Origin of the sequence: Aeromonas sp. INTO2, assembly GCF_049860605.1 — a bacterium.
Taxonomy (GTDB): Bacteria; Pseudomonadota; Gammaproteobacteria; order Enterobacterales; family Aeromonadaceae; genus Aeromonas; species Aeromonas caviae.
On record NZ_CP187588.1, the window covers coordinates 3,536,941 to 3,559,757 of the forward strand.

Annotated in this window: 23 protein-coding genes; 7 read left to right on the plus strand and 16 right to left on the minus strand. The window is 64.3% G+C overall.

What is annotated here, in order from left to right:
• Positions 1–150: 150 nt before the first annotated feature.
• The gene (gene cysQ / locus ACPW74_RS16670; RefSeq protein ID WP_010675709.1) at positions 151–963 is read right to left on the minus strand and encodes a 3'(2'),5'-bisphosphate nucleotidase CysQ; all 813 of its coding nucleotides are present in this window, start codon (positions 961–963) and stop codon (positions 151–153) included.
• Positions 964–1,007: 44 nt separating this feature from the next.
• The gene (nudE, locus tag ACPW74_RS16675; RefSeq protein ID WP_279981931.1) at positions 1,008–1,616 is read right to left on the minus strand and encodes an ADP compounds hydrolase NudE; all 609 of its coding nucleotides are present in this window, start codon (positions 1,614–1,616) and stop codon (positions 1,008–1,010) included.
• 147 nt (positions 1,617–1,763) lie between these two features.
• Between nudE and yrfG the strand changes: the two genes are divergently transcribed.
• Positions 1,764–2,432 (plus strand): GMP/IMP nucleotidase, encoded by a 669-nt coding sequence (yrfG, locus tag ACPW74_RS16680; protein WP_279981933.1) that lies wholly within the window; start codon positions 1,764–1,766, stop codon positions 2,430–2,432.
• A 79-nt stretch (positions 2,433–2,511) separates the two neighbouring features.
• On the opposite strand, the gene ACPW74_RS16685 is transcribed toward yrfG, so the two are convergent.
• Complete coding sequence (locus ACPW74_RS16685; protein WP_279981935.1) at positions 2,512–3,618, minus strand: NADH:flavin oxidoreductase; 1,107 nt, start codon at positions 3,616–3,618, stop codon at positions 2,512–2,514.
• A gap of 116 nt (positions 3,619–3,734) precedes the next feature.
• Here ACPW74_RS16685 and ACPW74_RS16690 point away from each other — a divergent pair, with 116 nt between their 5' ends.
• Positions 3,735–4,640 carry a LysR family transcriptional regulator gene (locus ACPW74_RS16690; protein ID WP_425858404.1) on the plus strand — a complete coding sequence of 302 codons (906 nt, stop codon included), beginning with the start codon at positions 3,735–3,737 and terminating at the stop codon, positions 4,638–4,640.
• On the opposite strand, the gene tyrS is transcribed toward ACPW74_RS16690, so the two are convergent.
• Complete coding sequence (gene tyrS / locus ACPW74_RS16695; protein WP_279981937.1) at positions 4,635–5,900, minus strand: tyrosine--tRNA ligase; 1,266 nt, start codon at positions 5,898–5,900, stop codon at positions 4,635–4,637. The two genes, ACPW74_RS16690 and tyrS, sit on opposite strands and share 6 nt — an antisense overlap.
• Positions 5,901–6,045: 145 nt before the next feature.
• Between tyrS and ACPW74_RS16700 the strand changes: the two genes are divergently transcribed.
• Complete coding sequence (locus tag ACPW74_RS16700; RefSeq protein ID WP_010675715.1) at positions 6,046–6,855, plus strand: helix-turn-helix transcriptional regulator; 810 nt, start codon at positions 6,046–6,048, stop codon at positions 6,853–6,855.
• A gap of 48 nt (positions 6,856–6,903) precedes the next feature.
• Here ACPW74_RS16700 and exeN read toward each other — a convergent pair whose 3' ends face one another.
• The 12 genes from exeN to exeC all read right to left on the minus strand — a co-directional run bounded on the left by exeN (position 6,904) and on the right by exeC (position 18,569).
• Positions 6,904–7,662 (minus strand): GspN family type II secretion system protein ExeN, encoded by a 759-nt coding sequence (exeN, locus tag ACPW74_RS16705; RefSeq protein WP_029314819.1) that lies wholly within the window; start codon positions 7,660–7,662, stop codon positions 6,904–6,906.
• The gene (gene exeM / locus ACPW74_RS16710; RefSeq protein WP_010675717.1) at positions 7,659–8,150 is read right to left on the minus strand and encodes a GspM family type II secretion system protein ExeM; all 492 of its coding nucleotides are present in this window, start codon (positions 8,148–8,150) and stop codon (positions 7,659–7,661) included. Before exeM ends, exeN begins: the two co-directional genes overlap by 4 nt.
• Positions 8,147–9,331, minus strand: coding sequence for a GspL family type II secretion system protein ExeL (exeL, locus tag ACPW74_RS16715; protein ID WP_103255184.1), 1,185 nt, complete (start codon positions 9,329–9,331; stop codon positions 8,147–8,149). The genes exeM and exeL overlap by 4 nt, the downstream gene beginning before the upstream one ends.
• A 113-nt stretch (positions 9,332–9,444) precedes the next feature.
• Positions 9,445–10,464: a GspK family T2SS minor pseudopilin variant ExeK gene (gene exeK, locus ACPW74_RS16720; RefSeq protein ID WP_201890335.1), complete on the minus strand. Its 1,020-nt coding sequence runs from the start codon at positions 10,462–10,464 to the stop codon at positions 9,445–9,447.
• 189 nt (positions 10,465–10,653) lie between these two features.
• Positions 10,654–11,295 (minus strand): GspJ family T2SS minor pseudopilin variant ExeJ, encoded by a 642-nt coding sequence (exeJ, locus tag ACPW74_RS16725; protein WP_045522074.1) that lies wholly within the window; start codon positions 11,293–11,295, stop codon positions 10,654–10,656.
• A 44-nt stretch (positions 11,296–11,339) separates the two neighbouring features.
• Positions 11,340–11,693 carry a GspI family T2SS minor pseudopilin variant ExeI gene (exeI, locus tag ACPW74_RS16730; protein ID WP_257713654.1) on the minus strand — a complete coding sequence of 118 codons (354 nt, stop codon included), beginning with the start codon at positions 11,691–11,693 and terminating at the stop codon, positions 11,340–11,342.
• 65 nt (positions 11,694–11,758) lie between these two features.
• Complete coding sequence (exeH, locus tag ACPW74_RS16735) at positions 11,759–12,322, minus strand: GspH family T2SS minor pseudopilin variant ExeH (protein ID WP_279981939.1); 564 nt, start codon at positions 12,320–12,322, stop codon at positions 11,759–11,761.
• Positions 12,323–12,369: 47 nt separating this feature from the next.
• Positions 12,370–12,801, minus strand: coding sequence for a GspG family T2SS major pseudopilin variant ExeG (gene exeG / locus ACPW74_RS16740; protein ID WP_010675723.1), 432 nt, complete (start codon positions 12,799–12,801; stop codon positions 12,370–12,372).
• Between the two features lie 116 nt (positions 12,802–12,917).
• A complete protein-coding gene (exeF, locus tag ACPW74_RS16745) occupies positions 12,918–14,138 on the minus strand; it encodes a GspF family T2SS innner membrane protein variant ExeF (RefSeq protein ID WP_039040588.1) in 1,221 nt (406 codons plus the stop codon).
• A gap of 1 nt (position 14,139) precedes the next feature.
• Complete coding sequence (gene exeE, locus ACPW74_RS16750) at positions 14,140–15,645, minus strand: GspE family T2SS ATPase variant ExeE (protein ID WP_041211720.1); 1,506 nt, start codon at positions 15,643–15,645, stop codon at positions 14,140–14,142.
• Positions 15,645–17,699, minus strand: coding sequence for a GspD family T2SS secretin variant ExeD (exeD, locus tag ACPW74_RS16755; protein WP_010675726.1), 2,055 nt, complete (start codon positions 17,697–17,699; stop codon positions 15,645–15,647). Before exeD ends, exeE begins: the two co-directional genes overlap by 1 nt.
• A 21-nt stretch (positions 17,700–17,720) precedes the next feature.
• Entirely contained in the window at positions 17,721–18,569 is an 849-nt protein-coding gene (gene exeC, locus ACPW74_RS16760) for a GspC family type II secretion system variant ExeC (RefSeq protein ID WP_406568946.1), read from the minus strand.
• A gap of 216 nt (positions 18,570–18,785) precedes the next feature.
• Between exeC and hslR the strand changes: the two genes are divergently transcribed.
• From hslR to ACPW74_RS16780, 4 genes are all read left to right on the plus strand, one after another.
• Positions 18,786–19,184, plus strand: a complete 399-nt coding sequence (hslR, locus tag ACPW74_RS16765) for a ribosome-associated heat shock protein Hsp15 (protein WP_010675728.1) — start codon at positions 18,786–18,788, stop codon at positions 19,182–19,184.
• Between the two features lie 104 nt (positions 19,185–19,288).
• Positions 19,289–20,173 (plus strand): Hsp33 family molecular chaperone HslO, encoded by an 885-nt coding sequence (gene hslO, locus ACPW74_RS16770; protein WP_010675729.1) that lies wholly within the window; start codon positions 19,289–19,291, stop codon positions 20,171–20,173.
• 149 nt (positions 20,174–20,322) lie between these two features.
• Positions 20,323–21,948 (plus strand): phosphoenolpyruvate carboxykinase (ATP), encoded by a 1,626-nt coding sequence (pckA, locus tag ACPW74_RS16775; RefSeq protein WP_010675730.1) that lies wholly within the window; start codon positions 20,323–20,325, stop codon positions 21,946–21,948.
• Between the two features lie 173 nt (positions 21,949–22,121).
• The gene (locus ACPW74_RS16780) at positions 22,122–22,787 is read left to right on the plus strand and encodes a GntR family transcriptional regulator (protein ID WP_279981942.1); all 666 of its coding nucleotides are present in this window, start codon (positions 22,122–22,124) and stop codon (positions 22,785–22,787) included.
• The last annotated feature ends 30 nt before the right edge of the window (positions 22,788–22,817 follow it).

The window sequence follows — 22,817 nt, forward strand, 5'->3', positions numbered from 1 at the left end:
GCAGCCAGATTGGATGTGATGATCCACTGCCGTTATCGCCATCACTAGCGAATCTCCCTAAAATCCCCGTAACCAGCCAGTGGATCACACCAATGCAATCAGGCGACCCTGTGGTCGCCTGATTGCATTCCCTGCGAGCTGGTCGACCCGTCAGTGGGCCAGAATGCGTCCCCAGGCGAGATCCGGGTCCCCCATCACGATGAAGTCCGGGTTCTCCAGCGACTCGGTCTCGTTGTAGCTCAGCGGTTGCAGCGCCAGGCTGAGGATGCGCCCCCCTGCCGCCTCCACGATGCACTGGGCGGCAGCGGTATCCCACTCCCCGGTGGGGCCCAGGCGCACGTAGCAATCCGCCACGCCTTCCGCCACCAGGCAGGACTTGAGGGAGCTGGAGCCGAGCGGGATCAGCTCGTAGTGGATGGCCGGGTTGAGGCGACGGGTCAGGTTCTCCAGTTTCTGGCGGCGGCTGATGGCCACCACCAGGGAGTCAGGCTGATCGTGTTCATGATGGATGGCGCTGATGGGACGACTCTCGCCGTTCGCCTCCTTGAAGGCGCCGTGACCGCGCACCGCCCAGTAGAGCAGATCGGATTCGGGGGCATAGATGACCCCGAGCACCGGGACATTGTCCCGCACCAGGGCGATCAGGGTGGCGAAGTCGCCGCTGCCTGCGATGAACTCGCCAGTGCCGTCCAGCGGGTCCACCAGCCAGTACTGGCGCCAGTTCGCACGCTGGCTGAAGGGGATGTCGGCCGCCTCTTCGGTCAGCACGGGGACATGGGGGGTGAGCGCTGCCAGCGCCTGTTTGAGGTAGGCATCGGCAGCAAGATCGGCACTGGTGACCGGGGTCGCATCCTCCTTCAACTGGCGTTCGAACTGACCGCCGCGATAGATCTCGTGAAGGATCCTGCCCGCCTCACGGGCGATCTCCTTGACCTCGGGTATCCAGGCCAACAACTCCTGCATGGTGCTTACCTCTGCCTCTGATTGCCAAACAGACCCTCTGCGGGCTAATTTCCCTGCTCCGCCAGCCATTTGCTGGCCAGCAGCAGGGCACTGATGCTGCGCGACTCGGTGAAGTCCGGTCGTGCCAGCAACTCGTCGATCCGGTCGAGGGGCCAGGGGATCACCTCGAGAGGCTCGGGCTCGTCACCGACCCGCCGCTCGGGGTAGAGATCCCGCGCCAGCAAGATGTCCATCCGGCTGGAGAAATACCCCGGCGCCAGCGACACCTGCTTGAGCAGGGTCAGGCTGCTCGCCCCGAAGCCCGCCTCCTCCATCAGCTCCCGGTTGCCCGCCTCGAAGGCATTTTCACCGGGGTCTATCAATCCCTTGGGGAAACCCAGCTCGTAGGAGTGGGTGCCCGCCGCGTATTCACGCACCAGCAGCAGGGTGTGGGCATCGAACAAGGGCACCACCATGACGGCACCCCGATTGCCGCCGCGCATCCGCTCGTAGACCCGCTCCTCGCCGTTGGAGAATTTCAGGTGAAGGGACTCCACCTTGAACAGCCGGCTCTCGGCCACGATCTCGGCCTTGAGGATCTCCGGCTTGCTCTTGTCATGGGCCATGGTCTCGACACTGAGGTGGACGGGATTGCGCTTGTGAGGATCGCTCATCGGGGGCTGACTGCTCGTTAAAAAATCGTGTTTCAAGAGTAAACGACTCCCCTGCCGAACACCACGGGGCAAAGAGGGGAAAGATGTCTGAAAAATCCGTTATAATGCGCCCCTTTTTTCCCATCACCACAGACATCGCGAGGCCCCATGTCGACTCCCCTGCCCTGGCACCAGATTGATACCGTGTTGCTCGACATGGATGGCACCCTGATCGATCTCCATTTTGACAGCCATCTGTGGCAGACCCTGGTGCCGGCGCGCTACGCCGAGCGACTCGGCCTGCCGCTGGCCGAGGCGAAGGCGCAGATAGACACTCACTATCATGCGGTCAACGGCACCCTCGACTGGTACTGCGTGGATTACTGGACCCGGACGCTCGGGCTCGACATCCGCGCCCTCAAACAGGAGATCCTGGAGAAGATCCAGTGGCGCCCCAACGTCATTCCCTTCCTGGCCGCACTCAAGGCCGCCGGCAAGCAGGTGGTGCTCTTCACCAATGCCCATCCCGCCAGTCTGTCGGTGAAGGATGCACGCCTCGGCCTCGCCCAGCACCTCGATCTGATGGTGAGCACCCATGAGCTCGGGTGGTCGAAGGAGAGCCAGCACTGCTGGCAGGCGCTGGCCGAGCGGCTGGCCTTCGACCCGGCCCGCACCCTCTTCGTGGATGACAGCGAGCGGATCCTGGCCGCCTCGGCCGAGTTCGGCATCGGCCACCAGCTCGGCATCAGTCACCCCGACAGCCAGATGCCGCCGCTCACCTTCCAGCACTTCCCGGCGCTCGACGACTACGCCGACCTGCTCCCTCTCGGCGCCTGACACGCACAAGGCCCTCTTCACGAGGGCCTTGTCACATCAGCTCAACAGCCTGCCGAGCGCATACCGTTCATGAAAGCCCTCAGGCCGCATCGCGCGGGGCCAGCACCCCCATGCCGGCCAGGTAGTCGAGGGCGCTTGGGGTGAAGCCGACCTCCGTGAGGTGCGCCGCCGTGAAAGGGGCCGCATGCAGAGGCAGGCCGCGGCTCACCCGTTCCATCCAGTCCGGATTGCCAAGGGCCGCCGTGCCCACCGCCACCAGATCGGCGCCACCGGCCAGAGCCCGCTCCGCCGAAACTGCGTCGCTAATCTTGCCCGCCACCATGAGCGGCACCCGCCCGGCCAACCCGACCCTTACCGCCTCCAGCAGGGCGCCGCCGTCGGGATCCCCCGCCACCGCCTTGAAGCTGTCCCCCATGGAGAAGTGCAGGTAGTCGATCCCCTCGTCCGCCAGCAGGCGCGCCACCGCCAGCTGATGGGCCAGTTCGATGCCCTGGATATGGGCATAGCTCTCGGGGGAAAGACGCACCCCGACCAGGAAGCCCCGGGGTAGACGGGCGCGAATGCCGCGCACTATCTCCACCAGGATCCGCGCCCGGTTGGCGAGGCTGCCACCCCAGCGGTCGGTGCGCCGGTTGCGCAGGGGGTTGAGGAAGTTGCAGAGCAGGAAGTGGTGGGCTGCGTGCAGCTCGACCCCGTGCAGGCCGGCGCCATGGGCCCGCTCCGCAGCGCTCACAAAGGCGTCAATGAGCGTCAGAATCTCCTCCTCGCTCAGCCCCTTGACCCCGAGGGGGTAACGCCCGCCCGGCGCCAGCGCGCACGGGCCGACTGGCGCCCCGTCGTTCAGCTCTGGCAGAGCCCGCATCCCGCCGTGATGCAGTTGCACCACCGCCAGCGCCCCGGCCTGCCGCGCACTGTCGGCCAGGGCCGTGAAGGCCTGCTGCTGGGCGTCCGTCATCAGGGCAGGCTGCCCCGCCCAGCAGCGTCCGCCGGGCCGCACCTGGGTGGCGGCGGCAATGAGCAGGCCGAAGCCGCCACGGGCGCAGCGCGCCAGCCAGTCGAGCTCGGCCTGGCCGGGATCACCGCCTGCGCCGCTCATGTTGTGGGTCAAAGGGGCCAGCACGGCCCGGTTCTTGAGCCGCAATCCGGCTCGCTCGAAGTGGAAGCTGTCGCCCAGTGTCTTGTTCATCGTCCTCTCCCGGGATCGCAATGGCATGGCGGCCACTATAAACCCGGGCCACCAGGATATAATCAGGCGCACAAGCAAGACATTCATTCCCAGCAAGACACAATAGGCCACCCCTCATGAGTCACCACAAGCTCGACACTCTCTACCTGATGCACCTGCTGGTCGCCATCGTCCGCTGTGGATCCTTCGCCGCGGCGGCGGCCCAGCTCGGCATCACCCCGAGCAAGGCGTCAAAAGATCTGCGCCACCTGGAGCAGAGCCTCGGCAGCGTGCTCCTGAGTCGCACCACCCGCCGGGTGCAACTGACCGACACAGGAGAGCTCGCTTACCGCCAGGCCGACCAGATGATCGCCCTGCACGAGCAGTTGCTGGACGGCCTGCAGCGCCGCCGCTCGGCACTGTGCGGGGAGCTGCGCATCACGGCGCCGGATCTCTGGGGAGAAGTGGTGCTGACTCCGGTGCTGCTGCGCTTTCGCGCCGACCACCCGGAGGTGCGGATCATCGCCGACTTCAGCAATACCCCGGCCGACCTGCTGCGCGACAACCTGCACGTGGCGTTTCGCAGCACCGAGCTCGGCACCCAGCCCTACCTGGCGCGCCCCATCGCGGTGGACGATCTGGTGCTCTGCGCCAGCGCTGACTACCTCGACCGTCACCCGCCCCTCACCACACCGCAGGATCTGCATCAGCACAGCCTCATCACCCGCAGCCAGGAGTACGGCCGCCACGAGCGCTGGCCCCTCCTTGCCCAGGGGCGCGAGATCCCTCTCGAGGTAGTGGGCGAACTGGCCTTCAGCAGCAAGAAGGCGATTCACCAGGGGATGCGCCAGGGACTGGGGATAGCCCGCCTGCCGCGCTACCTGGTGGCGGCCGAGCTGGCCGAGGGGGTGGTGCGCGAAGTGCTGCCGGACTATCGCCCCAAGGGGGCCCATTTCTACGCCCTCTATACCCAGCGCCGGGCCGAGTCGGCCCTGGTCGGCCACTTCCTCGACTACGTCATCGAGGCGCTCACCCCTTCATGAGCAGATCACCAGGTGGTACTGCTTCTTGCCCCGGCGCAGCAGCAGGTAGCGGCCGAACAGCCGATCGTCGGCGGTGAGCGGCTCATCCTGGCGGATCGCACCGTTGACGCTGACGGCTCCCGCCGCCAGCAGCTCGCGGGCGATCCGCTTCGAGTTGGCCAGGCCGCACTCCACCAGCAGGGTCACCAGATCCGTTTCCCCCTCGATGCAGCTGCTTGGCATGCCATCTTGCGCCAGCTGGGCCAGATCGCTCTCCCCAAGGCGGGCTACCTCGCCACTGAACAACGATTCGCTGATGCGCTGCGCCGCCGCCAGCGCCCCCTTGCCGTGTACCAGTTCGGTCAGCTCGTCCGCCAGCACCTGCTGGGCCAGCTTGCGCCCCTGCCGCTTCGCATCCTCCGCCTCCAGCGCCTCAATCTCGGCCAGCGGCATAAAGCTGTAGTAGCGCAGGAAGCGGTAGACATCCTCGTCTGCGGTACCGAGCCAGAACTGGTAGAAGGCGTAAGGGGAGGTGAGCGCCGGGTCGAGCCAGATAGCGCCCCCCTCGGTCTTGCCGAACTTGGTGCCATCGGCCTTGGTGATGAGCGGCAGCGTCATGCCATAGACCTGGGCCTGATGCAGCCGCCGAGTGAGGTCCATGCCGCTGGTGATGTTGCCCCACTGGTCGTTGCCGCCGATCTGCAGGGTGCAGCCGAGGCGCTGGTTGAGCACGGCGAAGTCCTGGGATTGCAGCAGGGCGTAGGAGAACTCGGTGAACGAGATCCCCTGATCCGGACGGGCCAGGCGCTGGCGCACCGATTCGCGGGCCAGCATGGCGTTGACCGAGAAGTGCTTGCCGATGTCCCGCAGAAAATCGAGGGCGGACATCTGCCCCATCCAGTCGGCGTTGTTGACCAGCAGCGGCGCTGCCAGCCCATCGCTCGCCGTCAGCAGGGCGCTTATCTGGGCCGACAGGCTGGCGACCCAGCCTTGCACCGTTTCGGCGCTGTTGAGGGTGCGCTCGCTTGCCTTGAAGCTGGGATCGCCGATAAGGCCGGTGGCCCCGCCCACCAGGGCCACCGGGGTGTGGCCCGCCAGCTGGAAGCGGCGCAGCATCAACAGTGGCACCAGGTGGCCGATGTGCAGGCTGCCAGCGGTAGGATCGAAGCCGCAATAGACGGTGCGCGGGGTGGCAAGATGGTCGGCCAGCGCCACCGGGTCGGAATTCTGGGCCACCAGGCCGCGCTGGGTCAGCTCATCGAGCAGGTGAGGATTTGTCATGGAGGGCTCCAACAGCAAGAGAAAGAGGGCCATCCTCTCCGTTTGCGGTGCTGGCAGATATGTCCCCCAGGGGACAGTTTTGCCACTCCCGTGCTAGCATCCTGCCATCGTGGGGAAGCCATTCCCTGACCCGGAGCCCATCGCCATGCCCCCGTCTCCTGCCACGGATACCCTGAGCCTGACCGCCGCCGTCGATGCCCTGCACGGCAGCGGCTTCCCGGCAGCCCTGGTGCGCCTCATCCAGCAACAGGTGGCATTCGACTGTGCCCTGCTGCTCGGGGTGGGGCTGCGCCCCGTCTACCTCTACGACAACCTGCATCATCAGCGGGCCCTATTGTTCGACCGCTACCTCACCCGCCACTTTAGCCAGGATCCCTTCATGCAGGCGCTGGAGCAGGGGCTGGGTGCCGGGGTCTGGACCCTGGCGCAGGTGTCGCGGGGGCGGCTCGACCCCGAGTATCGCCACCACTTCTATCAGGCCACCGGCTGGCAGGAGGAGGTGGGGCTGATCCTGCCGGTGCGCGGCGGCCTCACCCTGATGTTGTTTCTGGGCCGCCTCGACAAGCGCAGCTCCCTCAGCCGTGACGAGCTGGCCAGGCTGGAGGCACTGTTCCCGCTGGTCCACTCCCTGTGTCGCCAGCACTGGCGGGAAGAGACACCCCGCCTGGCCCGCAGCCCGGCCAGGTCAGATGGCACTGACCTCAAGGGGGCGGTGGAGCAGGCTATCGCCAGTGTGGGGGGAGACCAGCTAACCCGGCGGGAGCGCCAGGTGGCGGGTTTGCTGTTGCAGGGGCTGGATACCGAGGCCATTGCCGATGCACTCGGCATCGGCAGCGGCACGGTGAAGAATCACCGCAAGCACCTCTACGCCAAGTTGAACCTGCACTCCCGGGCCGAGCTGTTCAGCTTCTTCCTCAATCACCTCATCACGGCGCCAGCCGGCGCGCCCCCATAACGACACCACCCCGCCGGGGCGGGGTGGTTCAAACCATGGGCAACGCCGTCAGATGCGGCCCTGATAACGCAGCGGGAAGCGCCCCTGCCCATCGGGCTGGCCGAGGAAGGGGAGCCCCTGTTTCATCTGGTCCGGCAGCTCGGGACCCGGTTTCAGGGTGCCCTGGAACAGGTACTGGCGATTCGCCTGCAACTCCAGCTTGCCCAGTACCTGCACCGCCTCCGAGCCCTGCTTGATCTCGGCCACCAGCCGGGAGTCGAGACAGGTGAGCTTGATCTCGGGATCCCCCAGGGCCAACTTGCCCGCCGGGGTGTCCGCCTGTGCGTCATACCAGTGAAGATCCCCGTAAAGGTTGTCGCACCAGGGATTGCCCTGGGCAAACTGGTCGATCTTGAGCTGCAACTGGCCCGCCGCCGTCAGCGGGAAGGGGGGTCTCATCGGCACCCGCTCCAGCACCCAGGGGGCCGGCGCATTCAGGGTGATGTCGCGCCCGAAAGCGGCACCGTTCCAACCCAGGATCCCCTGCCCGTTGAGTCCGCTGCGCTCGCCAAAGCGCACCGACACCTCGGGCGCCAGCCGCAGCAGGGACCAGCCATCGAGATCCCAGCGCAACTGGGTGAGGGACTCGCTGGCATATTGCACCCGGGCGGCCTGACCGCTCCAGAGGGTGCCGCTCACCCCCTCCAACCGTACCAGATTGGGGGGCAGCGGCAGATGGCGCACCACCAGGGATGCAGGCAACTGGGCCAGCAGGAAACCGAGATAGGCCAGCAGGAAGAGACTGGCGATCACTATTTTTCGCTTCATTGGGAACGACTCAACTGCAAACGTCTGACCTTGACCAGCCCGGGGGCCAGCCCCTCGCGGGCCAGCTCGATGATCTGCACCTGGACGCCGTATTGATCCGAGAGGGTCGCAAGCCAGATCAGCAGATCATCGAACGGCACTGTGTCTATCCATACCTGCAGCTCCTGACCCTGGGGCTGCAAGCGGGCAATCTTGATCTTCTGGTTGAAGGCGGTGCGGTTCACCACACCGTCCAGGGTACCGCCGGTATCGATCTGGCGCCCCTGTCCCCCCTGCATCGCCAGCACCTCCTGTCCCTTCTCCTTGAGCCAGGCCAGGGTCTGCTGCTGGTTCACCACCTGCCGCTCGCGCTCGGCAATGCGATTTGCCACCGGCTGCCAGATCGCCCAGTAGAAGAGCCCGATGAGCAGCACGCTGCCCCCCACCGCCACCAGCCGCTGCTCGCGGGCACTGATGCCGCGCCACCAGCTCTGCAGTTTGTCCATCATGACGACCTCCCCTTGAGCACCAGCGCCCCTTCGACCTTGCCTTCGGTGCTTCGCACCTCACCCTGCTGCACCTCGAAGCGCTTGCCCGCCAGCTCGCGGAAACGTTCGATCTCGGTGAAGCCGGGGGCCGTCACCTGCAACCTCAGCTCGCCCCGGGCTGCATCGAAGCGCAGCACCTCGGGCTTGAGGCCGGGCACCTCGGCAAACACCGGGGCCAGCTCGGTCAGGAGCAACAGGACGCCATCCTGGGGAGCCTGCCCCAACTGCTGGAGGTGCTGGGTCATCTGGCTGCGCACGTTGACGATCCGCGTCTCTCCCGGGAAGATCCGGGTGTAGACCTGCCGGATCTCCGCCTTGAGGGCCTTGTCCTGTTCCGCCAGCTGGTGCAGATGCACACCGCGCTGCACCAGGGCCACCAGCAACAATACGCCTGCCAGCACCGCCACCTTGCGCCACTGCAACCAGTAGCGGGCGTATTCGGTCTGGGGACGATAGGGCCCCTGCAACAGGTTGGCCTGGCAGGTCAGCGCCCCTTTCGCCAGCAACAGCATGGGCAGTTCCGGGTCAGCCCCCTGCCAGTTGCCCGCCGCCATGGCGGGGATGGGAGTATGGCAGTGAAGGGTGACGGGGTCGGTCTGCGCTGCCAGCAGCATGGCCAGCAGGGATTCCTCCGCCACTATGCCCTGACGGGGGCCCTGGCGGACCAGCCACTCCTCCCCCAGCTGCAGGGCTGACCAGCCATCGGCGGCGAGCGGCAGCGCCAGCACGTCGGGCAGCAGGTGCAGGGTCTTGAGTCCTGCCTGCTCCAGCCAGCCGAGCCAGGAGTGCATCTTCCCCTTGTCCACCGCCATCAGATCCACCTCGCGGCCCTGATGGCCGAGCACCACCAGGTGCAGATCGTCCACGTCTGAGGCGATCTGCTCCTCCAGCAGATAGGGCAGGGCCGCCGCACTCTGGCGGCTGTATTTGCCCGGCAGATTGACCCGCCGGAAGATAAGATCGCTGCCGGGCACCAGGGTCACCACGGGGCGACCACCGGCACGCTCCTGCAGCTCGCCGAGGGCGTGCGCCGAGGCCAGGATGCCGGAGGCGATGATCTCCTGCTCCTGCGCCGACCAGACCAGCCAGTGCACTGGCTGCTGCGCATTGGTCCCCAGACGGATGACCAGACTCTCGCTCACTAATGTCTCTCCTGCCATGCCCGCTCCTCCCTCAGGGGGGCGGGCGCACAGCCATGGGTTGCAGTCCAATCGGGGGATGCGCAGGGCAGCTGAAACCGCCCCACGCCCCCTTGTTATTCGGCGCCGCCGCTCAGGCGACGCAGCATCACCAGCTTGTTGTCCTTGCCACGCTGGAAGACGGTCTCAAGCCTGGCGCGGGTCTCCCCCACCTCCGCCAGCAGGCGGGCCTCGAAGAAGCTGCTCTTGATGTCCAGGGCGCCATCCAGCCCGGTGATGGCACCCGGCTGAACCTGCAACTGCTCCGTCATCTCCTGCTTGTTCTTCCACCCCTTCTTGGGGCGGCTGGTCAGCACCCGCTTGGCATCGTCCAGCCCGATCTTCCCCTGGTAGAGCCCCACCAGCAGGGCCGCCTGCTCCGGCCGGATGGTGTTGATGTTCACCACCAGCTTGTCATTGGGCAGGGAGCACACATAGGGGGCCAACCGGGCGTACAGGCTGGCGCTCACCCCGCGCACCGCCCGCAATTCGTCGGTGCCCAGCATCCGCTGGTTAGCCACCAGGTAGGGGGGATTGAGTCCCTCGTAGTAGGCATCCTCGGCCCCGTTGCTCGAGACCAGCTGGGTATCCTTGTCGGTCCAGTCACGGATGGCGTCCGTCAGTTGCACCGCTTCGTAATCATCCACCTCGAGCTGGGCGAGCAGGGCCCGGAACACCTTGAACTGGTAAGGCTGGGCCTCGAGATCGTCGCCGTTCTCCCCCTCCTTGAGGGGCACGCTCAGGCTGTTGAGGTTGAAGCAGGATTGCAGATCCCGCACCCGGCCCGAGAGAGTGCCATCCTCCACCGGGAAGACCCCGTCCTCCCGCGCCCAGTTCTGTCCCAGACTCACCCGATCCGGGTCGTCCTTGAAGTCCTGGTTCAGCACCTTGATCACCAGGGCCTCCGCCGACATGGCATACCACCAGGCCTGCTTGCCCAGGGTGAGGTTGGCGGTGCGGCGCAGCTCCAGTTGCAAGCGGCCGCTCATGTTGCTGGCGACGATCACCATCACCGCGAGGATGAGCAACACCACCAGCAGGGCCATGCCCCGCTGTCTGCCGGGGGCCAAAGGAGGGCGGGGGCGCTTAATTGCCATTGTCCGCTCGCTGGCCACCAGCACCGATCAGGAACTGGCGACGTCGAATAGTGCCGTCATCCTTCGTGACGGACAGGGGAAAACGACGACCAGTTACCATTCTCTGCCCTCTGACCACCGGCTCCGATCAGGAACTGGCGACGTCGAATAGTGCCGTCATCCTCCGTGACGGACAGGGGAAAACGACGATCAGTTACCATTCTCTGCCCTCTGGCCACCGGCTCCGATCAGGAACTGGCGACGGATGGTGCCGTAGTCTTCAAGCTCCAGCTCCACCGCCAGCCCGTAGGGCAGCAGGTCGCGCTGGGTCCACTCCTCCTTCCACTGTCCCTTGTCGTAGAAATAGAGGCGCAGCGCCGTCACGCCGGTCAGCACGGGCTGAATGCGCGGCTCGGTGCCAATGGCCGGATCCGGATAGAGGTAGCTCAACCGCTCGAGGGTCTGCCCCTTGAGACGCCAACCCACCCGTTGCAGGCCGGAGCGCGGTAGTATGCCGTCCGGATTGAGCCAGCCGCCGCGAATGAAGGCCATGCCCCAGTCGTCGCTCTGCTGGCCGAAGCGGGACGCCGCCAGCAGCACCTTGTTGTTCTCGCCGTCGATGCGACCGCTGCGCGGCACCATCTGGGTGACATCCCGCTCCAGCAGGCTGAAGGCGAGCTGCAGCTCCGAGAGACGGGCCTCCTTGCGCTTGGCCACCTCGTCGCTGGTCAGCACCCCTTGCAGCACCTGATAGGCCCCCAGGCTCAGGGTGGCGAAGATGGCAATAGCCACCAGCATCTCAAGCAGGGTGAAGCCGCGGTGGCACGATGGGTGGGTGTTGCTCTGGATCATCGGCTGACACCGACTCCGGATCATGGACGCACGTTGATGAATGTTCATCGGCTGAGATAGGTCCGGATCATGGCCACCGGGCTGTCGGCCTTGGGCGCGGTGCGCACTTCCATGTCCAGCGCCCTGAAGTTGCTGTCCGCCGTGGCGACGCCGCGATAGCGCCAGTACCAGGTCTGCCCGGCCATCTCCTCGTCCCCTTCCACCCAGCTGTCTCCCGGCCACTTGCCTTCGAGCTTCTGCTGCACCAGCTGATTCTCCACCACCCAGGTCGCCAGGGTCTTCTGCTCCAGATAATTGAGGCCGGCCAGGTGTTCGCTCGCGGTCTTCATCACCGCCAGCCCGGCGATGGCAAACACCGCCAGGGCCACCATGACCTCCAGCAGCGTCATGCCGCGCACCCGGGCGGGGCCACCCGACAGAGCGGTGCGACGCGCTAGAACGCCCCCTGCGGGCCTGGCGCTCCTCACTCTTCTTCCTCTTCATCCTGCAACAGGGAGAGACGACCGAACTCGTCCCCCCTGACGGTGCGCAGGTAGTGCAGATCCTCGTCCTGCTGGCTCAGGGTCAGCACGAAGGGAGAGAGCTCTCCCCCCGGAAAGACCAGGATCTGGGGTGTCCGCTCGCGCTCGTCCCGACCCTGCTCCTGGCGTTCGTCCGACGCAGTACGCCAGTTGAAACCTTCCAGCTCCACCGCCAGGGTCATCCCCTCCGGCAACGTCACCGGCCCCAGCAACTTGTCACCGGTCAGGGCGCGCCACTTGCGATCCTTGGGATCCCGGGACATAAACTGCCAGCCGTTCTCCTCGACCCGCAGCCCCAGCAGCCTGCCATCCATGACCGAATACTCCTGGGCCTGCTGCAGGGTCGCCATGAAGCGGCGCGCCTGCTTGTCGAGCTCCCGATCCCCCCTGGCGCCCCCCATGCTGAGGGTGACGGCAGTGGCCACCAGTCCCATCAACATGGCCACCAGCAACACTTCCAGCAGGGTAAAACCGGCCTGGTGACGGGCCCAAGAGGCCATCTTCATTCAGGCAGCCCCGGGGTGGCGCAGTGAGCACGACGCGGCGGAATCACTTATTGGAAGTCCTTCAGGTTCCAGTTGCCGATGTCGTCATCGGTCCCGGCTTCGCCGTCCATCCCCATGGAGAAGATGTCGATCTTGCCGAACTGGCCCGGGCTCAGCAGCTGGTACTGGTTGCCCCAGGGATCCTGCGGCAGGCGCTTGATGTAGCCCCCTTCACGGTAGCTGCGCGGCTCAGGGGATGCGGTCGGCTTGTTGACCAGGGCGTCCAGCCCCTGCTCGGTGGTGGGGTAGCGGTTGTTGTCCAGCTTGTACATGTCGAGGGCGTTTTCCAGCGCCACTATGTCGGAGACCGCTTTTTGCTGATCCGCCTTCTCCTTGTTGCCCATCAGGTTGGGCACCACCAGGCTGGCCAGGATCCCCAGGATCACGATGACCACCATCACTTCCAGCAGGGTAAAACCCGATTGACGACGCTTTTGCATGACTGACTCCCTAACGAAATGAGATGGCATGAGCCATCAACGATTAACTGTTAAACCACGATCATTCGATTGAATGTGCAGGTTCGAATGGCGAAGCCTATTCGGGCACCTGACCCTCACAGATTCACCATGTTGTTGAGCTCCAGGATCGGCTGCAGGATCGACATCACGATAAACAGCACCACCCCGGCCATGGAGACCACCAGCATGGGCTCGAACACCCCGAGGGCGATGTTCACCTGGGTTTCGAACTCCCTGTCCTGGTTGTCCGCCGCCCGCTCCAGCATGCTGTCGAGCTCGCCGCTCTGCTCGCCCGAGGCGATCATGTGCAGCATCATGGGCGGAAAAATTCTGGTTTCATCCAGCGACTTGCGCAGGCTGGTCCCCTCCCGCACCCGCTCGGTGGCCTCACCGATGCGCATGCGGGCATAGTCGTTGGAGAGCACTTCGCCGGCGATCTTCATTCCCTCCAGCAGGGGGACGGCGCTGGCGTTGAGGATGCTCAGGGTGCGGGCAAAGCGGGCGGTGTTGAGACCGCGGCTGACCCGACCGATCACCGGCAGGCGCAGTATCACCTGGTGCCAGCGACGACGACGCTTGTCGTCGGTCAGCCACCAGCGCCAAATCAGGCCGCCAATGCCAAGGAGCAGCAGGAACCAGAGGCCGTAGTGCTGCAACAGCTCGCTGGTGCCGATGAGGAAACGGGTGGTGCCCGGCAGTTGCTGGCCCATGTGTTCGAACTGGGCCACCACCTTGGGCACCACGGCGGTGAGCAGTATGGAGATGACCCCCACCGCCACCAGAGTGAGGACGATGGGATAGATCATCGCCTGCAGCAGCTTGGTGCGCATGTGCTGGCGCTGCTCGGTGTAATCGGCGAGACGGTTGAGCACCTTCTCCAGGTGACCAGACTTTTCGCCGGCCGCCACCATGGAGCGGAACAGCTGGTCGAACACATGGGGGAAGGCCCCCAGCGAATCGGCCAGGGAATACCCCTCCACCACTTTGCTGCGCACCGTCGCCACCAGGCTGCGCAGGTGGGCCTTCTCGCACTGTTCGGCGACCGCCTTGAGGGCCTCTTCGATGGTGAGACCGGCCCCCACCAGGGTCGCCAGCTGGCGGGTGATGAGGGCCAGTTCTGCGGTAGAGGCACCACGGCGAAACAGCACGAAGCGGTTCGCCTCCCGCTTGGCCTTCTCGGTGGTCTCATTCACCTCGAGGGGGGTCAGCCCCTGCTCGCGCAGCAGCTGGCGCACCTGGCGGGCGGAATCCCCTTCCAGCACGCCGCTCTTGTTGCGCCCCTTGCCGTCGAGGGCCTTGTATTCAAATGCCGCCATTTCAGTCTTCCCGGGTCACGCGCAGCACCTCTTCGAGGCTGGTCTGCCCCTTGAGCACCTTGTCGATGCCATCGCGGCGGATGCTGGGGGTGTGACCCCGGATCAGCCGCTCGATGGCGAGCTCGCCGCTGGCGCTGTGGATCGCCTCGCGCACTGCCTCGTCCACCACCACCAGCTCGTGGATGCCGGTCCGGCCGCGATAGCCGGTGTGGTTGCACTGCTCGCAGCCCACCGGACGCCAGATCTGCTGATCCGGCGCAAGCTCGATGCCCATGGCCAGACGCTCCTGCTCGGTGACAGGGTGCGGTGCGCGGCAATCCGGGCAGAGGGTGCGCACCAGCCGCTGGGCCAGTACCGCCAGGAGCGACGAGGAGAGCAGGAAGGGCTCGATCCCCATGTCCCGCATCCGGGTGATGGCGCCGATGGCGGTGTTGGTGTGCAGGGTCGACATCACCAGGTGACCGGTGAGGGATGCCTGCACCGCGATCTGGGCGGTCTCGAGGTCACGGATTTCCCCCACCATCACCACGTCCGGATCCTGACGCAGAATGGCGCGCAGGCCCCGGGCGAAGGTCATGTCCACCTTGCTGTTGACCTGGGTCTGGCCCACCCCTTCGAGGTCATATTCGATGGGGTCTTCGACGGTCAGGATGTTACGATCCCGGGAGTTGATCTCCGAGAGGGCCGCATAAAGGGTGGTGGACTTGCCCGAACCGGTCGGGCCCGTCACCAGGATGATGCCGTGGGGCTTGCGAATGAGCTCGCTGATGATGTTGCGGTTGGCCAGCGTCATGCCGAGCTGCTTGAGCTCAAGGCGCACGTTGTTCTTGTCGAGCAGTCGCAATACCACCCGCTCGCCGTAGCTGGAGGGCATGGTGGAGACCCGCACGTCCACCGCCCGGCCGCCGATGCGCAGTGAGATGCGGCCATCCTGGGGCACCCGCTTCTCGGCGATGTCCATGCGCGACATGACCTTGATGCGCGACACCAGCAGGGAGGCGAGTTTGCGATGGGGGCGCAGGATCTCCCGCAGCACCCCATCGATGCGAAAACGGATCACCAGGGCCCGCTCGAAGGTCTCGATGTGGATGTCGGACGCCTCTTCTTTTATCGCCTCGCTCAACATGGCATTGATGAGGCGAATGATGGGGGCGTCGTCGTCGGCGTCCAGCAGATCCTCGCTCTGAGGCAGCTCTTCGGCCAGGGCAAAGAAGTCCATCTCGTTGCCGAGATCCTCCATCAGCTGGCGCGCCTCGGAGGAGTCACGCTGATAGTGGGCCATCAGGAGCGTCTCGAACTCGTCGTTGCCAAGCTGCTCCACCGCGAAGGCACAGCCCGCCACCCGTCGCACCTCCAGCAGGGTCTGGGGGGAGATCCCCTGACGACAGAGCAGCACCGGGGCACCCTGGCGCTCGGTCAGGATGGCCCCGAAGTTGCGGGCAAACGCGAACGGCAGTTCCGGCAGGGGAGCCGGCAGCTCGCTGCCATCGAGCTGGTAGGCGGCCATCAGGGCTTGCTCTGCACGAAGGGCTGCTCCTGCACCTGGGCGCGCACGCCGGTGGCGGTCGCCTGCTGCTGGGCCTGCATTCTCTGGATCTGCTGCTGCACCTCGGGGGACATCATCACGTCCTGGCCATAGGCGGGCAGCACCTGGCGAGCCGGCGAGGTGGCATAGCCCTCTTCCGCAGCCCGGCTCAGCTGTTCGGCCCTGAACAGGGTGTACTTGTTGCTGGAGACCCCGGAGTAGACATTGGCGTCACGCAATATGGTCGGGCGGATGAAGACCATCAGGTTGCGCTTGGCGGTGGAGGTCTTGGAGGAACGGAACAGGTAGCCCAGCACCGGAATGTCCCCGAGCAGGGGCACCTTGGAGATTTGCTCCTGGGTCTGTTCGTCCATCAGGCCGCCCAGCACCACTGTCTCGCCGCTCTTGACCAGCACGGCGTTCTTCACGGTACGGGTATCGAAGGTGGGGCCCAGGTTGGCGGTCCCGGTCGCCTGCTTCTGTGCCACGCTGGAGACCTCCTGCTCGATGTTGAGCAGCACGGAATCTCCTTCGTTGATCTGGGGCGTCACCACCAGCTTGGTCCCCACCGTCTTGCGCTCTATGGTGTTGAACACCTGATCGCTGGTGGTGGAGCTCTGGGAGCCGCTCTGCACCGGCACTTCCTGACCGACGTTGAAGGAGGCCTCCTTGTTGTCCATGGTGACGATGCTCGGGGTGGAGAGAATATCGTTCTTGCTGTTGGTGGAGAGCGCCGTCACCAGCGCCGCCCAGTCCCCGTGATAGAAGCCTGCCGCCATGCCGCTGAAGCTGCCCGCCAGGGATGACAGGCCGTCGGTGTTGCCGTTGTCTTTGTAATCCTTGGCGGCGATGGCCAGGGAGCCGATGGGCAGACCGGTGTCGGTGAACTGGGTGCCGCCGCCATTGGTGTTGGCCCACTGCACCCCGAGGTTCATGCCGTCACCATCCGATATCTCGACGATGATGGCCTCCACCAGCACCTGGGCACGGCGAATGTCGAGCTTGGCGATGACCTGCTCCAGCTCGGCCATCACGTCCGGCTGGGCGGTGATCACCAGGGCATTGGTGGTCTCGTCGGCGGAGATGGCGAGCTGGCCGCCGCCGATGCTGGCGCCGCCCGTGGCCGTGGCAGCCGCCCCGCCCTTCTTGTCGGCGGCGATGCTGGAGCTGACCCCCTTGAGGACGTCAACCAGATCCTTGGCCTTGCCATATTTCAGGTAGAAGACCCGGGTGTTGCCCTGGCTCTGCAGATCCCGGTCGAGCTGGCGCACCATCTGGATGATGCGGGCACGGGCCTTGGGCTCGCCGCTGATAACCACGGAGTTGGTGCGCTCGTCGGCCACCACCTTGGGGGAGAGCAGCAGGGAGGCGTTGGCCCCCTGATTGCTGCCATCCTTGTTGAGGTTGGTCACCAGCCGCACCATCTCGCCGGCGGAGGCGAACTTGAGCTTGATGACGTCCATGTCCTGATCCCCCGCCTTGTCCACCCGGCGAACCACCTCCACCAGGCGGTTGACCACTGCGGCGCGGCCGGTGATGAGCAGCACGTTGGAGGGCTCATAGTGGACCACGTTGCCGCCGCCAGCGTTGTCGTTGAGCTGACGCAGCAGGGGGGCCAGTTCACGGACCGAGACATTGCGCACCGGTACCACCCGGGTCACCATCTCGTCACCCACGCCGGGGTTGGTGTCATCCACCACGGGGATGGCCGAGGTCTTGGCATCCTTGGAGCGCACTACCTTGAGCACGCCGTTGTTCATGGGCACCACGGCAAAGCCGTAAACGTCGAGCACGCTCAGGAAGAACTGGTAGTACTGATCCTCGTTGAGCAGGTCATAGCTGCGCACGTTGATCTTGCCGCGTACCGATGGCTCTATGATGATGGTTTTGTTCAGGTTCTTGCCGACCGTGTTGATGAACTCCTCGATGTCGGCGTTCTTGAAACTGGCGGAATACTCGGTGGCCCAGGCAGAACCGGCCATCATCAAGGCTGCCGCCATGGTGGCCAGACGCCAGCCCTTCCCTTTATTTGTCATTCTTGGTGCTACTCCAATTCATTATTCTGACAAGCCGACATAGACGTCGTAGAGCTGTCCTTGCCGCTCGACGGTGACGGTCATTTCCGTGGCGCCCGCCACCTGCTGCATCGCCTGCATGGCCTGGGCGTTGTCACGCAGATCCAGGCCGTTGATGCTGACCGCCAGATCGTTGGCGACCAGTCCGAGTTGATTGAACAGTTCCGGATTACGACCCGGGTTGAGGCGATAGCCGGTCATGCGACCGTCCACCCGGACCGGAGAAATATTGAGGTAATCGGTGATCTTGCCCGGGTTGCCCAGCAGTTCACTGCGCACGGAGGAGAGCCCCTCCTGGCGGGCCGGTTTGGGCAGGGGCTTGCCATACTCTTCCCCGTCCAGCATCAGGGTCTCGTCACGGCCGTCCCGGGCGATGATGACCCGATCGGCAAACACCTGGCGTATCCTGGCCTGGGTACCGTCGATGTAGTCCCCGATGCCGTAAGAGTTCTGTGTCCCGTTGTGGGCGATGATGGCGATGGACTTGGCGGGATCCGAGCTTGCCAGCACCCCGTTGAGCTGGGCGTTGAGCTGGGTTTTCGGGGCATCCGCCGCCACCGTCTCTGCCGCCTTGTCCGCCTGGGGTTGCAGCGCCTTGCCAAAGAGAGAGAGGCGGCTGAGGTTGCCAAGATCGAGGCGATCGCCACCACTCCCCTGCACCGAGGGGACCGAGGGTTGCCAGGGGGTCAGGGGAGCGGGCTGGGCCAGTTCGTACAGGCGCCAGGTGAGCACGGCACACTGCTGGGCCAGCAACAGCAGCAGAAGCCAGAACAGGGGCTGGCTGAAACGGGAGAGTGGCATGGCCTTGCAGCGAGCCAGAAGGGAAGTCAACAAATCATCCCTGAACGGTAGCGTCATCTTTCTCAAAATTGTCTGGCATCCAAGTCGGTTGGCTATTGTGTACGGCAATGGACCCAGAGACAACCGACCGGATGGGACCAAGGGGTGAAAATTCAGTTTCCGTCACACCCGGATGCCCCCTGTTTCTATCCCGGGGCCCGCCTCTGGTATAATCAGGCACCTTTTCAGCCATCCCGGAGCCGATCCATGTCGAATCCAGCACAAAGCAGCACTCAGGTCCGTCTCGACAAGTGGCTGTGGGCCGCCCGCTTTTACAAGACCCGCAGTCTGGCGCGGGATCAGATCGACGGCGGCAAGGTGCACTACAACGGCCAGCGCACCAAGCCGGGCAAGGCGGTCGAGGTCGGCGCCCTGGTGCGATTCTGGCAAGGCCAGGACGAGCGGGAGGTGCGGGTGCTCGAGGTGAGCGAGCAGCGCAAATCCGCCCCGCTGGCCCAGCAACTCTATGAAGAGACAGAGGCCAGCCTGAAGAAACGGGCCGAAAACAGCGAAGCCCGCCGCTTCAACAGCCAGTTTGCCCCAAGCCCGGAGCGCCGACCCGACAAGCAGGAGCGACGCCAGCTTATCCGGGTCAAGCAATCCTAATCCGCGTCTGTGGCCCCTTTATGACGACAGGTGGAGGAATTAGTTCCTAACCACCTGTTTAACAATGTGTTTATTTTTCCCCAAGAACATCCTAGGAAACCATGATGAGTAACCAAGACCTCCTGTATCGCTATCTGTTCGAAGAGTACGAAGTGCGTGGGGAGCTGGTCCAGCTGGATCGTACCTACCGCCACATCATCGACGCCCAGAACTACCCGGTACAGGTGCAGCACCTGCTGGGCGAGCTGCTGGTTGCCACCAGCCTGCTGACCGCCACCCTCAAGTTCGAAGGCTCCATCACGGTGCAGCTGCAGGGGGACGGTCCGGTGCGTCTGGCCGTCATCAACGGCGACAACAACCAGCAATTGCGCGGCGTGGCACGCTATGAAGGGGAATTGCCGACGGACGGCAAGCTACAAAGCCTGATCGGCAACGGCCATCTGGTCATCACCATCACTCCGGATCAGGGAGAGCGCTATCAGGGCATCATCGCCCTGGAGGCCGACACCCTGGCGGCCTGTCTGGAGCACTACTTCGCCCAGTCCGAACAACTGGCCACCCGCCTCTGGATCCGCACCGGCCACCACGAGGGCGAGCCCCGTGCGGCGGGCATCCTGCTGCAGGAGCTGCCGGCCCAGAGCGAGGATCACAGCGAAGATTTCGACCACCTGGTCCAGCTCACCACCACCATCAAGGACGAAGAGCTGTTCGGTCTGGACGCGGAAGAGATCCTCTACCGCCTCTACCACCAGGACAAGGTACGGGTGTTCGATCCCCAGGCCATCGAGTTCCGCTGCACCTGCTCCCGCGCCCGTTGCGAAGGGGCCTTGCTGCAGATAGACAAGGAGGAAGCGGTATCCATGGTGCAGGAGCTCGGCAAGATCGACATGCACTGCGATTACTGCGGCGCCCACTACGAATTCGACGGGATAGACATCGAAACCCTGTTCAGCAGGGCTCCCGGTAATGATGCAAACCAGTTACACTAATCAAAGGCGGGCAAAACCCGCCTTTAACTTAAATAACAAAAAAATACCCTATTTTATAAAGTTTGATGGCGATCGCTAAAAACTACCACCTAGGTGGTAGCATGAACGTCAGATAGAACCCTACACACCTCTGAACCCAGGAGAATACAATGACAATCGTGGTAGAACCCACCCTGGCCCAACAACTGAAGCTGGACCAATACGGTATCAAAAACAGCCAGGAAATCGTTCGCAACCCCTCCTATGAGCAGCTTTTCGCTGAAGAGACCCGCTCAGACCTTGAGGGCTTCGAGCGTGGCGTCGTCACCGAACTTGGCGCCGTCAACGTCAACACCGGCATCTTCACCGGCCGCTCCCCTAAAGATAAATATATCGTCAAAGATGCCACTACTCAGGATACTGTGTGGTGGTCTGACCAGGGTAAAAACGATAACAAGGCGATTACCCCGGAAGTGTGGTCACATCTGAAAGGGCTGGTCACCAAACAGCTCTCCGGCAAGCGTCTGTTCGTGGTGGACGGCTTCTGCGGCGCCAACCCGGACACCCGCCTGGCAGTGCGCATCATCACCGAGGTGGCCTGGCAGGCGCACTTCGTGAAGAACATGTTCATCCGCCCGAGCGAAGAGGAGCTGAAGACCTTCAAACCGGACTTCGTGGTGATGAACGGTGCCAAGTGCACCAACCCGAACTGGAAGGAGCAAGGTCTCAACTCCGAGAACTTCGTCGCCTTCAACATGACCGAGAAGATGCAACTCATCGGCGGCACCTGGTACGGTGGCGAGATGAAGAAGGGCATGTTCTCCATGATGAACTACTTCCTGCCCCTGCGCGGCATCGCCTCCATGCACTGCTCCGCCAACGTGGGCAAGGATGGGGACGTGGCCATCTTCTTCGGCCTCTCCGGCACCGGCAAGACCACCCTCTCCACCGATCCCAAGCGTCAGCTGATCGGCGATGACGAGCACGGCTGGGATGATCACGGCGTGTTCAACTTCGAAGGGGGCTGCTACGCCAAGACCATCAAGCTCTCCGAAGAGGCCGAGCCGGACATCTACCACGCCATCCGCCGCGATGCGCTGCTGGAAAACGTGACCGTGGCCGCCGATGGCACCATCGACTTCGACGACGGTTCCCGCACCGAGAATACCCGAGTCTCCTACCCCATCTATCACATCGACAACATCGTCAAGCCGGTCTCCAAGGCGGGTCACGCCACCAAGGTGATCTTCCTGACCGCAGACGCCTTCGGTGTGCTGCCCCCGGTCGCCAAGCTGACCAAGGAGCAGACCAAGTACCACTTCCTGTCCGGCTTTACCGCCAAGCTGGCCGGTACCGAGCGCGGCATCACTGAGCCGACCCCGACCTTCTCCTCCTGCTTCGGCGCGGCTTTCCTCAGCCTGCACCCGACCAAGTACGGCCAGGAGCTGGTGAAACGGATGGAAGCGGCAGGGGCTGAAGCCTATCTGGTCAACACCGGCTGGAACGGTACCGGCAAGCGGATCTCCATCAAGGATACCCGTGGCATCATCGACGCCATCCTGGATGGTTCCATCGAGAAGGCGCCGACCAAGGTACTGCCGGTGTTCAACCTGGAAGTGCCGACCGAGCTGCCGGGCGTCAACCCCGCCATCCTGGATCCGCGAGACACTTACGCCGACCAGGCCGAGTGGGATGCCAAGGCGGCCGATCTGGCCGGGCGCTTCATCAAGAACTTCGAGCGCTTCACCGACAACGACGAAGGCAAACGCCTGGTCGCGGCGGGCCCGCAGTTGTAAGAAACGCGCCTCGCGTCTCGCAATCCCGTACCGGTCAGCCCTGCTGGCCGGTATTTTTTTGGCCGATGCGCGGCATATGGCTCCCGCCAAGCCTTGCCTTGACGGCCCTTGCGCGTTAGATTCAGCCAAACTTTATACAATATACAATTTTGCAACCTGCCCGTGACCCCAGCATGACCCCACCTTACAAGACCCGAACCCAGATGGTGATGGAGAACCTCCGCGGCCGGATATTGCGTGGCGAGTTTGCTGCGGGCGCCCCCCTGCGCCAGGACGCCATCGCCAAGGAGCTGGCGGTGAGCCGCATCCCGGTGCGGGAAGCCCTGATGCAACTGGAAGCTCAGGGGCTGGTGAAGTTCGAGGCCCATCGCGGCGCCGTGGTGACCATGCTGGATGCCTCGGCCATCGAGGAGCTCTTTTATTTGCGGGCACTGCTCGAAGCCGATACCCTGTTCCACGCCGTCGACCTGATGACGGGGGAGACCTTCGCCCAGGCGCAAGCCATCCTCGCCCAGTTTGATCTGGCGCTGGAGTCTGGCACCCAGATCGAACACTGGGCCGAGTTGAATCACCGCTTTCACGCCACCCTTTACCAGGCAGCCAATCGCCCCCAGGCACTGGAACTGATCGCCCAGATCAATCTGAGCTGCGACCGCTATGTGCGTTTCGAACTGCTGTTCGCCCAGGGCGGCGTGGACAAGGCCGAGCGGGAGCACGCCCGACTCCTTGAACTGTGCCGCGCCCGGCGCAAGCACGAGGCAGTGGTACTGCTCAAGCAACACATCGAGGCGGCAGGCCAGTCGATCAGACAGATCCTGGCAGGCGGCCACCATCAATGAACACTCACATCACCACAAGCTGGCAATAAC

Bases quoted from the DNA above. Each gene is read 5' to 3' on its own strand.
- cysQ (WP_010675709.1), bottom strand. From the start codon at position 963: ATGCAGGAGTTGTTGGCCTGGATACCCGAGGTCAAGGAGATCGCCCGT.
- nudE (WP_279981931.1), bottom strand. From the start codon at position 1,616: ATGAGCGATCCTCACAAGCGCAATCCCGTCCACCTCAGTGTCGAGACC.
- yrfG (WP_279981933.1), top strand. From the start codon at position 1,764: ATGTCGACTCCCCTGCCCTGGCACCAGATTGATACCGTGTTGCTCGAC.
- ACPW74_RS16685 (WP_279981935.1), bottom strand. From the start codon at position 3,618: ATGAACAAGACACTGGGCGACAGCTTCCACTTCGAGCGAGCCGGATTG.
- ACPW74_RS16690 (WP_425858404.1), top strand. From the start codon at position 3,735: ATGAGTCACCACAAGCTCGACACTCTCTACCTGATGCACCTGCTGGTC.
- tyrS (WP_279981937.1), bottom strand. From the start codon at position 5,900: ATGACAAATCCTCACCTGCTCGATGAGCTGACCCAGCGCGGCCTGGTG.
- ACPW74_RS16700 (WP_010675715.1), top strand. From the start codon at position 6,046: ATGCCCCCGTCTCCTGCCACGGATACCCTGAGCCTGACCGCCGCCGTC.
- exeN (WP_029314819.1), bottom strand. From the start codon at position 7,662: ATGAAGCGAAAAATAGTGATCGCCAGTCTCTTCCTGCTGGCCTATCTC.
- exeM (WP_010675717.1), bottom strand. From the start codon at position 8,150: ATGATGGACAAACTGCAGAGCTGGTGGCGCGGCATCAGTGCCCGCGAG.
- exeK (WP_201890335.1), bottom strand. From the start codon at position 10,464: ATGGCAATTAAGCGCCCCCGCCCTCCTTTGGCCCCCGGCAGACAGCGG.
- exeJ (WP_045522074.1), bottom strand. From the start codon at position 11,295: ATGATCCAGAGCAACACCCACCCATCGTGCCACCGCGGCTTCACCCTG.
- exeH (WP_279981939.1), bottom strand. From the start codon at position 12,322: ATGAAGATGGCCTCTTGGGCCCGTCACCAGGCCGGTTTTACCCTGCTG.
- exeG (WP_010675723.1), bottom strand. From the start codon at position 12,801: ATGCAAAAGCGTCGTCAATCGGGTTTTACCCTGCTGGAAGTGATGGTG.
- exeF (WP_039040588.1), bottom strand. From the start codon at position 14,138: ATGGCGGCATTTGAATACAAGGCCCTCGACGGCAAGGGGCGCAACAAG.
- exeE (WP_041211720.1), bottom strand. From the start codon at position 15,645: ATGGCCGCCTACCAGCTCGATGGCAGCGAGCTGCCGGCTCCCCTGCCG.
- exeD (WP_010675726.1), bottom strand. From the start codon at position 17,699: ATGACAAATAAAGGGAAGGGCTGGCGTCTGGCCACCATGGCGGCAGCC.
- hslR (WP_010675728.1), top strand. From the start codon at position 18,786: ATGTCGAATCCAGCACAAAGCAGCACTCAGGTCCGTCTCGACAAGTGG.
- hslO (WP_010675729.1), top strand. From the start codon at position 19,289: ATGAGTAACCAAGACCTCCTGTATCGCTATCTGTTCGAAGAGTACGAA.
- pckA (WP_010675730.1), top strand. From the start codon at position 20,323: ATGACAATCGTGGTAGAACCCACCCTGGCCCAACAACTGAAGCTGGAC.
- ACPW74_RS16780 (WP_279981942.1), top strand. From the start codon at position 22,122: ATGACCCCACCTTACAAGACCCGAACCCAGATGGTGATGGAGAACCTC.